At 73.6% G+C, this 13,004-nt stretch carries 7 protein-coding genes and 1 pseudogene; 4 read left to right on the top strand and 4 right to left on the bottom strand.

Annotation, left to right across the window (positions count from 1 at the left end; translation table 11 throughout):
* The 3 genes and pseudogenes from PSD17_RS15250 to PSD17_RS15260 form a co-directional block, all read left to right on the top strand.
* Positions 1 to 187: pseudogene (locus tag PSD17_RS15250) on the top strand (IniB N-terminal domain-containing protein); the annotation flags it as partial.
* A gap of 174 nt (positions 188 to 361) precedes the next feature.
* On the top strand, positions 362 to 2,227 hold the full coding sequence (locus PSD17_RS15255) for a dynamin family protein (protein WP_013678564.1): 1,866 nt from the start codon (positions 362 to 364) through the stop codon (positions 2,225 to 2,227).
* Positions 2,224 to 3,723: a dynamin family protein gene (locus PSD17_RS15260; RefSeq protein ID WP_013678565.1), complete on the top strand. Its 1,500-nt coding sequence runs from the start codon at positions 2,224 to 2,226 to the stop codon at positions 3,721 to 3,723. The genes PSD17_RS15255 and PSD17_RS15260 overlap by 4 nt, the downstream gene beginning before the upstream one ends.
* A gap of 225 nt (positions 3,724 to 3,948) precedes the next feature.
* On the opposite strand, the gene PSD17_RS15265 is transcribed toward PSD17_RS15260, so the two are convergent.
* Positions 3,949 to 6,756, bottom strand: coding sequence for a helix-turn-helix transcriptional regulator (locus tag PSD17_RS15265; protein WP_339123082.1), 2,808 nt, complete (start codon positions 6,754 to 6,756; stop codon positions 3,949 to 3,951).
* Between the two features lie 188 nt (positions 6,757 to 6,944).
* Positions 6,945 to 8,048, bottom strand: a complete 1,104-nt coding sequence (locus PSD17_RS15270) for a peptidoglycan recognition protein family protein (RefSeq protein ID WP_132975920.1) — start codon at positions 8,046 to 8,048, stop codon at positions 6,945 to 6,947.
* Positions 8,049 to 8,237: 189 nt separating this feature from the next.
* Between PSD17_RS15270 and PSD17_RS15275 the strand changes: the two genes are divergently transcribed.
* A complete protein-coding gene (locus PSD17_RS15275) occupies positions 8,238 to 10,052 on the top strand; it encodes an acyl-CoA dehydrogenase (RefSeq protein WP_339123088.1) in 1,815 nt (604 codons plus the stop codon).
* Between the two features lie 76 nt (positions 10,053 to 10,128).
* On the opposite strand, the gene PSD17_RS15280 is transcribed toward PSD17_RS15275, so the two are convergent.
* Complete coding sequence (locus PSD17_RS15280; protein WP_013678571.1) at positions 10,129 to 10,554, bottom strand: CBS domain-containing protein; 426 nt, start codon at positions 10,552 to 10,554, stop codon at positions 10,129 to 10,131.
* 104 nt (positions 10,555 to 10,658) lie between these two features.
* Positions 10,659 to 13,004: VanW family protein (locus PSD17_RS15285; RefSeq protein ID WP_339123086.1), on the bottom strand; the 2,346-nt coding region annotated here is incomplete at its 5' end.

Consider the following 13,004-nt stretch of genomic DNA (forward strand, 5'->3'; position numbering starts at 1 on the left):
CCAGGCCGTCGACAACTCGACGACCAACACCACCACGCACACCAACTCGCACAACACCGACAGCTTCAACATCGACGACTCGTTCCAGAGCGACGACGACGCGACGGTGCTGTCGAACAACGACGTGCTCTCGCACAACACCGACAACAGCCAGGCCAACGACAACGACGTGGTCGACGTCCTCTGACACGGCCCGACCCGACCGGCGCAGGCTGCCGCACGGAGTAGCCTTCACGTGCGACACGACGACCGGCCCCGCCTTCTCCCGGACCCGGGACGGTGGGGCCGGTCTCGTCGTGTAACAAGGAACGGAACGCAGTCGAGGTCGCCGTCCGGCGGCCGGTGAGGGGGCGGGAACTCCGTGGCGGTTCCGGCAGCTGTCGACCTGGTCGACCTGGCGCTCAAGGCGACCACGGCCTACCAGCGGCCCGACCTGGGACTGCGGCTCCAGCACACCCGCAAGCGCCTCGCCGACCCCACCGTCCGGGTGCTGATCGTCGGCGAGTTCAAGCAGGGCAAGTCCCAGCTGGTCAACGCGCTCGTCAACGCCCCGGTCTGCCCGGTGGACGACGACATCGCCACGTCGGTGCCCACCGTCGTGAAGTACGGGGAGACGGCGGCGGTGTCGCTGGTCCGCGACAACGGCCCCGACGACGACCGGCCCCCGGAGCGCACCGAGGTGCCCATCGGGCGGCTCGCCGAGTTCGTCTCCGAGGCCGGCAACCCCGACAACCGCGCGAAGCTCAGCTACGCCGAGGTCTCGTTGCCGCGCAAGCTCCTGGCGGGCGGTCTGGTGCTCGTCGACACCCCGGGCGTCGGTGGCCTGGGGTCCGCCCACGGCGCGGCGACGATGTCGGTGCTGCCCAGCGCCGACGCGGTGCTGCTCGTCTCCGACGCGGCCCAGGAGTACACCGCGCCCGAGATGGAGTTCCTGGGCGCGGCGATGAAGCTGTGCCCGAACGTGGCGTGCGTCGTCACCAAGACCGACCTCTACCCGCACTGGCGCCGGATCGTCGAGCTCGACCAGGGCCACCTGCAGCGGGCGGGCGTCACGGCCACGACGTTCCCGGTGTCCTCGACGCTGCGCCTGCACGCCGCGCAGACCCAGGACGCGGCGCTGATGGAGGAGTCGGGCTTCAAGGAGCTGATCGGCTTCCTGCTCAACCGGGTCGTCGCCCGCGCCGACGACCTCGACCGCCGCTCCACCGCCCAGGACGTGCTCGACGTCTGCGAGCAGCTCGCGACCACGATGAAGTCCGAGCTCACCGCGCAGGAGGACCCGGAGCGGGCCGAGGCGCTCGTCGCCGACCTCACGGCGGCGAAGGCCCGGGCCGACGCGCTGCGCCAGCGCTCCGCCCGGTGGCAGACGACGCTCAACGACGGCGTCGCCGACCTCATCGCCGACATCGACTACGACCTGCGTGACCGCCTGCGCGCCATCGCCCGCGACGGCGAGCAGCTGCTCGAGGACGCCGACCCCGCCGACATCTGGGACCAGTTCGCGGAGTGGTTGCACCAGCAGGTGTCCGCGGCGGCGTCGGCCAACTTCGTGTGGACGGCCGAGCGGGCCCGCTACCTGGCCGGACAGGTCGCCGAGCACTTCGCCGAGGGCGCGGAGATCTCGTTGCCCGCGTTGCGGTTCGAGGACACCGTCGGCACCATGGGCGGCCGCGTCGGGGCGCTGGAACAGCCCGTCGACGAGAAGTTCGGCATCGGCCAGAAGCTGTTCACCGGTATGCGCGGCGGGTACGGCGGCCTGCTCATGATCGGTCTGGCCACGAGCATCGCCGGCCTCACCCTGCTCAACCCCATCTCGATCGGGGCCGGCCTCCTGTTCGGCGGGAAGACGGTCCGCGACGAGCGCAAACGGATGAAGCAACGCCGGCAGGCCGAGTCGAAGAACGCGCTGCGCCGCCACATCGACGAGGTGACCTTCCAGGTCTCCAAGGACTCCCGGGACATGCTCCGCCGCATCCAGCGCGACCTGCGCGACCACTTCACGGTCCTGGCCGAGGAGGTGTCGACGTCGCTCGCCACGTCCGTGGCCGCCGCCCAGTCCGCGGTCAACACCGACGTCAACGTGCGGCAGGCCCGCATCCAGGACCTGCGCGCCGAGCTGAGCCGGGTCGAGGCGCTCGCCGAGCGGGCCCGCAAGCTCGCCGCGGGGGCCGGTCAGATCGCGGCCGCCCAGCCCGGCCAGGTCCCGTCCGGGCAGGTGCAGTCGTGAGCGCGCCCGTCGTCGGGCAGGCCCCGCCGCTCGGCTCGACCGTCCGGCTGCTGTTGCGGCACACCATGGAGGCCTACTCCGACAGCCCGCAGGCCCTCGGCTGGCTGCGCCACCATCTCGACCGTTTCGACGAGCCCCTGCGCGTCGCGATCGCCGGAAAGGTCAAGGCGGGCAAGTCGACGCTGCTCAACGCGCTGGTCGGCGAGGAGATCGCGCCGACCGACGCGGGGGAGTGCACGCGCGTCGTCACCTGGTACCAGGACGGGCACTCGCCGCGGGTGCTCATGTACCCGAAGGCTGCCGCGCCCAAGCAGCTGACGATCCACCGCAACCGCGGCTCGCTCTCGTTCGACCTGATGGGGACCCCGACCGACCAGGTCGACCGGCTCGTCGTCGACTGGCCCTCGCAGAACCTCCGGTCGACGACGCTGATCGACACACCCGGGATCGCCTCGCTGTCGAGCGACACGTCGATGCGCGCGGGCGCGTTCCTCACCCCGGACGACGCCCCCACGCCCGCCGACGCCGTCATCTACCTGATGCGCCACCTGCACGCCACCGACGTGCGGTTCCTCGAGTCGTTCTTCGACCAGGGCGTCGCCAGGGCCACACCGGTCAACACGATCGCGGTGCTGTCGCGGGCCGACGAGATCGGCGTCGGCAGGCTCGACGCGCTCACCTCGGCCCGGCGCATCGCCCGTCGCTACCGGTCCGACGACAAGATCCGCGGCCTGTGCCAGACCGTCGTCGCCGTCGCGGGCCTGCTCGCCCAGTCGGGGCGGACGATGCGGCAGGACGAGTTCGCCGCCCTCGTCGCGCTCGCGGAGCTGCCGCGTGCCGACATGGACTCGCTGTTGCTGTCGGTCGACCGGTTCGTCCGGGGCGAGGGTGTCGAGCTCGCGCATCCCGACACCGACGCCCGCGCCCGGCTCATCGAGCGCTTCGGCCTGTTCGGTGTCCGGCTCGGCGTGACGCTGGTCCGGCAGGGCATCACCGACCCGACGCGCATCGCCGAGGAGCTCGTCCGCCGCAGTGGCCTCGAGGATCTCCGGCAGGTGCTGTCGACGCAGTTCACCGAGCGTCGTGACCTGCTGAAGTCGCGGTCGGCGCTGCTGGCCGTCGAGCTGGTCCTGCAGCGCGAGCCGCGCCCCGCGGCCACCGCGCTGGCGGCGGAGGTGGAGCGCATCCTTGCGGGGGCGCACGAGTTCGTCGAGCTGCGGATGCTGTCGGCGCTGCGTGCCGGCGCCGTCAAGCTCCCGTCCGACGCTCTCGACGAGGCCGAGCGCCTGCTCGGGGGCGAGGGCGGCTCCGCGGCGGCGCGCCTCGGGCTCGACCCGGGGATCCATCCCGAGGACCTGCGCCGCGCGGCCCTCGAGGCCGCGACCCGCTGGAAGCGCCGCGCCGAGAGCCCGCTGTCGAGCCGGGCGACCGCCGACGCCGCGCGCATCGTCGTCCGCAGCTGCGAGGGGATGCTGGCGAGCCTGCAGCGCTACTGACCGCCGCCCGGCAGCGCGTCGACGAGCGACCGCGGCCGGGCCCTCCGCGCAGGCCCGACGACGAACCCGTGCGCAACCCCACTGCTCCGGATCCGGCTCCCCCGCCACGACACTGAGGTTGCGCTCGGCTCGGCACGCGCAACCCCGAGCGCCGACGACGACGACCAGGTTGCGCCCGGTCCGGGGCGAACCACGACCGGGGCGCAGCGGCGCAGGCGTCTCGGGTCAGTCGGCGGACGAGGACGAGCCCGCCGGGCCGACGATCTGGCGCAGGTGCGCGAAGAGCTCGCCGCGGGAGCCGGAGCCCAGCCGCTGACGCATCCGCGCGACGTGGTGCTCCACGGTCTTCGCGCTGATGAACAGCCGCTCGCCGACCTGCTTGTAGGTGAGTCCCTCCAGCACCAGTTTCGCGACCTCCCGCTCCCGCTCGCTGAGCGGGCCGTCGCCCAGGTCGTCGAGTTCGGGGGCGGGACGGCGGGCGGGAGCGGGCTCCGGGGACGGCTCCGACGGGCGGGGCGGGACCGGGGCCGGGGCGGGAGCCGGGCTCCCGGACTGCATCGCCCGCGCGGCTCCGAGCAGAGCGGTCATGGCCTTGCGGTCACGGGTGCGAATCGCGGCCTGACCTGCGAGTTTCCCGCCCTCCCAGGACAGCCCGACGGCATGCAGCCCGCGGGCCGCGGCCTCGACGGCGTCAGCGTCGACGTCGGAGTCCATCATCCGCACCCAGTGCGGCGCGGCCTCGGCCATCGCCGTCGCGTACCGGCTGACGGGCGCGGCGACGCGCAGGGCCTCGGCGTGGCGGGCGGCGTCCTCGCGGTCGTCGGCGACGATCGCGGCGTGCAGCTGCGACCAGTGCAGCGGAGCCGACCAGAGGGCGGGCCGGCCCAGCCGGTCGAGCAACGTCGCGGCCTCGTCGAGGTGGGGCCGCACCCAGCTGGTCTCCCGGAGCCGCGTCGCGGCGATCGCCAGCTCGCCGAGCGGCTGCAGGACGAAGAGGTCGACGGGATGGCGCACGATCGCCTCGCGGGCCCTCGCCCAGGCGGGCATGAGCGCGGCGAGGTCGCCGTCGCGGCGGGCGATGGAGACCTCCAACGCGGCGGCGAGGAACTCGTCGCGCGGTTCGAGCCGGGCATCGTCCGCCGACGTCGCCGCAAGGATCGCGCGCGCGGAGCCGATCGCGCCGCGGAACACCGCGATCCACGCGAGCAGCAGCTGGTGCCGCGCCACCGCCGCGGGTCCGCCGAGCTCGGCGACGACGGCGCGGTCGAGCACCGACTGCGCGACGTCGAGCTCGCCGCAGTGCACCGCCACCAGCGCGGCGAGGGCGGCGGGCGTGTCGGGCAGCAGCGCCGCTCGGTTCGACGATTCGAGCAGCGACGCCGAGCGGGCGAGCTGCGACATCGCGCGCGTCGGCGAGCCGGCGACGGAGTCGAGCACCCCAGCGGCCATGAGCTCCTCGGCGGAGGCCAGCAGCGTCGGCGGCCGGCCGAGTACCGGGGCAGAGCCGCCGACGGGATCCCCGAACAGCGACGGGGGCGGCCCCAGCACCGACGCCCCCTGACCGGGCGGCGGCGGTGCGGGAGTGGGCGGTGCGGCGGGTGCGAGCAGGGCGCGCGCCTCCTCGAGGGCGCCCGTCCCGATCAAGGCCGGCACCGCGAGCGCCGCCGTCTCGCCCCCGGTGTCGGCCGCACTCATCCAGCGATACAGCTCGGCGCTGCGGGCCAGCAGACCGCGGTGGGCGAGCACCGCGGCGGCGGCGGTCCCGGCGAGCACCGCGTCCTCGACCTCGACGGAGTCGACGTGCGAGAGCACCTGGTCGGCCTGGGCGAGCGCGAGATCGAGGTCGCCGGCCCGCACCGCGGCCTCGGCGCGGCGGGCGGCCAGCCGCAACGCGGGGGCCCCGGCCGCGACGGCCGCGGCGTACAGCCGCCCGGCGACGGGGTCGCCCGCCCGGGCCGCCTCGTCGGCACCCGCGACGAACACCTCCGCGGCCCGCGCGCCCGTCGCGCCGGTGTCGAGCAACCCGCGGGCCGCGGTGAGGACCGATCCGCCGCGGTCGAGCTCGATCTCGGCGAGGGTCCGCCGGATCTCCAGCCTCCGGGCGCCGGGCACCCGCTGCCGGATCGCCGTGGCGACGATCGGGGGGAGCGCGCCGTCCGCGGTGAGGTGGCCAGCCGAGCGGGCCTCCTCGACGAGCTCGTCGATCTCGTCGATGCCGCCACCGGCCGCGTCGGCGAGCCCGAGCAGCGGCACGAGCACCTCGGTGTCGCGCGGGGCGCCCAGCGCGAGCGCGACGAGCAGCTCGCGGACCCGCTGCTCCATGCCGTAGACGGCGTAGCCGAGCTGCTGGACGAGCTGCTGCGGCGGCCGCGACGGCAGGCCGCCGGGCCGCTCGAGCCGGGTGCGGTCGGGGCCGATCTGGTCGAGCAGGCCGGCCAGGAAGCGGTCGACGAGGGCCGGGAGGCCCGCCGTCTGCGCCTGCACGTGGTCGACGAGCGGGACGGGTGGGCGCTCGCGCAGGGCCCGGGCGGCCCGGGCCGCGACGCCCGGTCGGTCGAGCGCACCGAGGACCAGTAGCGCGCCACCGGCGGCGATGGCCCCGCCGAGCGCGGCGACGTCGGGACCCGAGGGCCACGGCCGGTGCGCGACGACGAGCCGCTGGGTGCGGGCGAGCGCGATGTCGCGGAGCCTGCGCAGGTCGGCGCCGGGCAGGAGGTGCACGTCGTCGAGCACGAGTACGTCGTCGGCGGCCAGGTCCTCCGGTGGGAGCGCGCGCAGCACGACGGCCCCCGACGCGCGGTAGGCGTCCGCGACGAGGTCGAGCAGGACCGTCTTGCCGTGCCCGGCGGGTCCGACGACGTCGACCCGGCGCGGCGCCGAGGGATCGGTGACGATCTCCCGGTAGAGGCGTCGGGCGGCTGTGGCGCCCGCCAGCGCGCCGTCGCGCTCCGGAGCTCGATCGGGCGCGGCCTGCTCGGCCCGGGACGGCTCGGAACCCGCCCCCGGTCCCGCCGACCGGGCCGTCACGCTCACCTCGCCCCTCCCCGTTCGACGCGCCCCCTCGCATCACCCGATCAGGGTCGCGGCCCACGAGAGTAGCGCCGGCGACGGCCCCGGCCCGGGTCACGACGTCGCGAAGTCGCCCGGGCGGGTGATGGACGCGGTCAGCGGACGGTCCTGGGCCGCGGCGACGGGACGCGCCCGATCTGCGACAGGCGGCGTCAGCGCGGCGGGCCGACGGGGTCGACGGACGTGTCGGCGGGCGAACCTCCGGTCCCGAGCAGCCGCTGCCAGTCGGGCCGGGTGACGACGTCGGGCACGCTCTCGGCGTTGCGGCGTGCGGCGAGGGTCTCGACGGCCTTCGCCGCCTCGCTGCGTTCGCTGCTGCGCACGGTGCGCGCCAGCACGGGCCAGGTCTCCCCGCCGAGCATCCCGACGTCCTCCGCCCCGGTCGCCTGCTCGAACGCGACGACGGCGTCGGCCGTCGCCGCGTCGTAGCGGCCGTGGGGCACGACCTCGGTCATGCCGTGGTCGCGCAGCAGGTACTGGGCGGCCTGCACGTCGACGCCGACGTCCCCGGGGCGCAGCAGCGGCCACGACGCCTTCTGCGTCGCGCCACCCTCGACGTTCTTCCCGAGCAGCCCCGCGACCTCGCGGCGCAGCCGGGGGAGCATCCCGTAGAGCCGGTCACCCGGGCACGCGGTGTTCTTGAAGTCGCGGTGGCCGTAGAGCTCGGTGGGGGCGATGCCGTACTGGCTACAGATGTAGGCGCAGGTCGTGCGCAGGCTGGTCCACAGGGCGTCGGTCGGGTCGGTGTCGATGTAGGTGCCCTCGTTCTCGATGCCGACCGACACGATGTTCTGACCGGTGCAGTGCGCCCCCTCGACCTGGCGCTGCCCGATGCGCAGGACCTCGAGGCTGCGGTGCCGGCCCTCCATGACGTCGCCGCCGCGGCTGATCGTGAAGTGCTGGCCGGTGTCGAGCCAGCCGCGGGTGTCCATGTGGAAGTTCTGGATGCTGCGCGCCAGCGCGAACGCGGCGCCCTGGCTGTAGTCGGTGACGTTCGGCGTCGCGGTGTGGTGCACGAGGATCTTGACGGGCCGCTGGTTCCAGATCGGGACGACGGCGCTGTTGGGCCGGGCGCCCCAGCCCGCGCAGTCGGTGATGGGCGGGCCGTCGAAAGCCCAGGCGGTCCCCGCGCCGACGGTGGCACCCAGTACGGCGGTGCCGGCGAGCGCGAGGCCGCCGGTGAGGAAGCCACGGCGGGTGACCTCGAAACGTCCCACGATCGCCCCTCCGCTCGTCCAGGTGACCACCTCAGTCACAGAAACACCATGAGCACCATTCAGCACATACGCAGCGTGCACAACAGGTGGACCCGAAGGAGTGAGACCGTCTCGCCGAGCGGCGGCGGTTGCCTTCAGTTACCCGTCGGTAATATCCTGGGGTTACCGGCGAGTAGGTCGTTGACGATGACGACCCGTCGGCCGAGCGGGAACGGCGGTGACCACGCGATGGGCCACTACAGGAGCAACCTGCGCGACCTCGAGTTCAACCTGTTCGAGGTGTTCCGTGTGCAGGATGCGCTGGCAGCGGACTCCGAGGTCGACCTCGACACGCTCCGCGGCGTGCTGTCCGAGCTCGACACGGTCGCGACGGGACCGCTGGCGGAGTCGTTCGTGGACGCCGACCGCAACCCGCCCGTCTTCGACCCGGCGACGCACTCGGTGACGCTGCCGCAGTCGCTCAAGGACGCCTACAAGGTGCTGTGGGACGGTGAGTGGTGGCGGCTGTCGCTGCCCGCCGAGCTCGGCGGCTACGGCATCCCGCCGTCGGTCCAGTGGGCGGCCGCGGAGCTGATCCTCGGCTCCAACCCCGTCGCCTTCATGTACATGGCGGGCCCGAACTTCGCCTCGATCCTGCACCGCAACGGGACCGACGAGCAGAAGCACTGGGCCGAGCTGATGATCGGGCGCGGCTGGGGCGCCACGATGGTGCTCACCGAGCCCGACGCGGGCTCCGACGTCGGCGCCGGCCGGACCAAGGCGATCCAGCAGGCCGACGGGACCTGGCACATCGAGGGCGTGAAGCGCTTCATCACCTCGGCCGAGCAGGACATGACCGAGAACATCATGCACCTCGTGCTCGCCCGCCCCGAGGGCGCCAAGGCCGGCACGAAGGGCCTGTCGCTGTTCCTCGTCCCGAAGTTCCACTTCGACTCGCAGACCGGTGAGCCCGGCGAGCGCAACGGCGCCTTCGTCACCGGCGTCGAGCACAAGATGGGCCTCAAGGGATCGACGACGTGCGAGCTCACGTTCGGCCAGCACGGGGTCCCGGCCGTCGGCTGGCTGCTCGGCGACGTGCACGACGGCATCGCCCAGATGTTCCAGGTCATCGAGTACGCCCGGATGATGGTGGGCACGAAGGCGATCGGGACGCTGTCGGCCGGCTACCTCGCCGCGCTCGAGTACGCCAAGGAGCGCGTCCAGGGTGCCGACCTGACGCAGATGCTCGACAAGACCGCGCCCCGCGTCACCATCACCCACCACCCCGACGTGCGCCGCATCCTCATGCTGCAGAAGGCCTACGCCGAGGGCCTGCGCGCGCTGTACACCTACACGGCGACCTACCAGGACCGCATCCGCGCCGGCGGCGACACCGCGCTGGCGGAGAAGGTCAACGACCTGCTGCTGCCCGTCGTCAAGGGTGTCGGGTCGGAGCGGGCCAGCGAGATGCTGCTGCTGTCGCTGCAGACCCTCGGCGGCTCGGGCTACCTCCAGGACTACCCGATCGAGCAGTACATCCGCGACGCCAAGATCGACTCGCTCTACGAGGGCACGACGGCGATCCAGTCGCTGGACCTGGTGTTCCGCAAGATCGTGCGCGACAACGGCCAGGCCCTGCTGCACGTGGCCGGCGAGATCCAGGCGTTCCTGGCCGCCGACTCCGGCAACGGGCGGCTCAAGGAGGAGCGCGAGCTGCTCGCGCGCGCGCTCGGCGACGTGCAGGGCATGCTCGGTGCGTTCACCGCGACGCTGAAGGGATCGGCGCAGGACACGACCGAGCTCTACAAGGTCGGCCAGCACTCGGTGCGGTTCCTCATGGCCGTCGGCGACCTGCTCGTCGCGTGGCTGCTGCTGCGGCAGGCCACCGTCGCGCTCGAGAAGCTCGGCGGCGAGGTGTCCGCCAAGGACACGGCGTTCTACGAGGGCAAGATCGGCGCCGCGCACTTCTTCGCCAAGACGGTGCTGCCGCGGCTCACCGCCGACCGCAAGATCGTCGAGAACGCCGACAACGCGCTGATGGAGCTCCCCGAAGCGGCGTTCTGACCCGCCGCCGGACACACCACGGACGGGCCCGGTGCGGAGCCGGGCCCGTCCGTCGTCACACGCGTGTGTCGCGGCCCTACGAGGCGATGTAGGACTGCAGCTGTTCTCGCTCGACCTCGAGGGAGTCGATCCGCGCCTTGACCATGTCGCCGATGCTCACGATGCCGACGAGCTCACCGTCGGCGATCACGGGCAGATGGCGGATGCGTCGCTCGGTCATGACGCGCGACAGCTCCAGCGCGCTGTCACCCGGCGAACAGGTCACGACGTCGGCCGTCATGATGTCGGCGACAGGGGTACGGACCAGGTCGGGCCCCAGCTCGTGCAGCTTGCGCACCACGTCCCGCTCGGACACGATCCCCGCGAGCCGAGCCCCGTCCATGACGGGCAGCGCACCGTAGTTGCCCGTCGTCAACACGGCGATGACGTCGCCGACCGAGGCGTCGGCCCCGATCGTCGCCACGGCCGAGCCCTTGTTGCGCAGTACATCCGATATTCGCATCGGAGTCCCCGATCGTCGGTGACGAGACTGTCACCGCCGAGGGTACGAATGTGACGACCATCTCGAAAGCCGGAACACCCGACCGGCGGTCGGCCGGAGATCGACTAGCCGCCGCAGATGACGATCGGCGACGGGTTGTAATGGACAGTCCGCTTCTCCGTGCGCACCTCACCCGTCTGGATGTTGCGCAGCGTGCGCGTGTCCGACGCGGTGAAACCGGGAGCACCCTGGCTGGGTGAACACGGCTGCCCCGCGGGGATGGTCACCGGGCTCGGCGGGACCTCGTTGGTCCGCGGCCCGGTCGTCGAGGTCACCTCGTAGCGCTTGGTGCCGAAGATCTTCACCGTGAGGCTCGACGGGGTCCAGATCGTCTTGATCAGGACGCCCGTCGGTCCGTCGTTGCGGAACCTGAGGTCGATGACGTCGTCGAAGACCGTCGCCTCGCGGGCCACCGGGTAGCGCCCGATGTAGAAGCTGTGCTCCTTGTGGGCCACGTCGACCATGCCGGCGAAGTACGCGGCGTTGTAGAGCGTCGTCGCGACCTGGGAGACGCCGCCGCCGACACCGCGCGCCGGATGCCCGTCCTCGATGATCCCGGCCTCGACGTAGCCGTTGGCCGCGTTGCGCGGGTTCGTCGCCTTGTTGAGCGAGAACGTCTCGCCGGGCTTCACGATCGTGCCGTCGATCTGCTCGGCGGCGCGCTTGATGTTGCGCCCGGAGTCGGCGGCGAAGCCCCCGGTGGTGAACGTGCTGATCTCGCCCGCGATGCCGAGCTTCTCGATGTCCTCGGTGGTCACCTTGGCGGGCTCGTCGCCGTAGACGGCCGCGACCTGCCGCGGTGCCGACGTGGTGAGGACCGGGACCATCGCCTTCAGGGTCGCGGGGTAGTCGATGCCGCGACCGTCCTGGGAGGGGACGACGACCGGCGTGGGGCCGCTGACGTCGAGCGTCGCGTCGCGCCCGGGCTTCTCGGTGCTCGCGAGCTGGGGCGCCAGCGCGTCGGACACGACGTCGGGGTTCAGCTCCGGCACCAGCCGCGGTGTCGCGGCGCCGTCGGCGCGGAACGTCAGCGCCTTCGCGATGTCGGCGGGCTCCAACGTGCCCTGCGCGCCCTCGCCGGTGACCGTCACCGGCGCCGACACCGCGGGCCGCGCGACGGAGTCGACGACCTGGCGCACGTCGTCGGCCGTCGTCGTGGGGTGCAGCACCGCGAGCGGCAGCTCGATCGGGCCGCCGCGCGCCCACTGCGTCTCGACGACGGGCACCGCGGCCGCGACGTCGAGACGGTGCCCGTCCTCGGGCATCACCGGGACGGGTTCCAGTCCGTCGAAACGCACCGTGCCCTCGGTCGGCTCCTTGTCGACGAGCGGCGCCAGCCCCTCCAGCGCCGCGGCGATCGCGCGGTCGTCGGCCGAGCTGACGACGTCGAAGTCGCGATCGGTGAAGAACGACGTGATGCGGGTGACCGGGTTGAGCGGCTGGACGCCCGCCCGCTCGATCGTGGCGCCCCAGTCGACGCCCAGGCCCGCCGCCGCCGCGTCGATCCGGGTCCGGACGTCGCCCGCGGTGACGTCGACGGCCTGCGACGCGCGCGGTTCGATCGTCGCGCGCAGCTGCGCCTCGGCCTCCTCGTGGGAGAGCCCGCCGACGTGCTGGCCGGCGACCGACACCCCGCGCGGCATGGTGCCGGAGCCGAGGACGAGGTCGAGAACGTAGAGCACCGCGAGCAGCCCGACGACCGCCGCCGCGACGAGCAGCGGCCGGCGGCGGCGCCTGCGCGTGGGGCTGCCGTCACCGCCGTCCGGGCCGTTCGGCCCGTCGCCGTCCTGACCGTTCGGGGAGGCCGGTGGTGGTGAATCCGTCCCTGGCCCGCCGGCGGTCCCACCCGTCGGCTCGGGCGTCGGTCCGGCTGCGGCAGCGGCCGCGACGACCGTCGGTGCGTCAGCGGCACCGGCCGGCCGCGCCGGGGACGGCGAGCCCGGGATCGAGGGCCGGTTCTGGGTCGCGGGCGGTGAGGCGGGGGCGGTCGCGGGGATCACCTGCGTCGGACGGTCCGCGGCGGCGCGGATCCGGACCGTCGCCGGGTCGACCGACGCAGCCGCCGCGACCGGACGGTTCACCGCCGGGGACGACGTCGCCGCGGCCGCGGACCCGGCCGTGGCGATGCGTGTCACCGCGGGCAGAACGGTCGTCGCCTCGCCGTCGGTCCTGAACCACGGCTCGCCGGATCCGGCGCCGGCCGAGCGGTCGGCGGCCGCCCGGCCGCCGGTTGCGGCCGCCTTGTCGGCGGTTGCGGGGGCCGTGCCGGGTGCCGCCGCGCCGGACCCGGCGGCAGCCGGGTCACCGGCAGCGGGTTCGACGGAGGTGGGCCGGGCGGACGCGGGCGCGGTCGCCGCCGGTCCGACGGGCGCCCGCCCCGCCGCGGCGGGGTCGGCAGGGGGCGGCCCCGG

This window comes from Pseudonocardia sp. D17 (genome assembly GCF_036984265.1).
Lineage (GTDB): Bacteria > Actinomycetota > Actinomycetes > Mycobacteriales > Pseudonocardiaceae > Pseudonocardia > Pseudonocardia benzenivorans.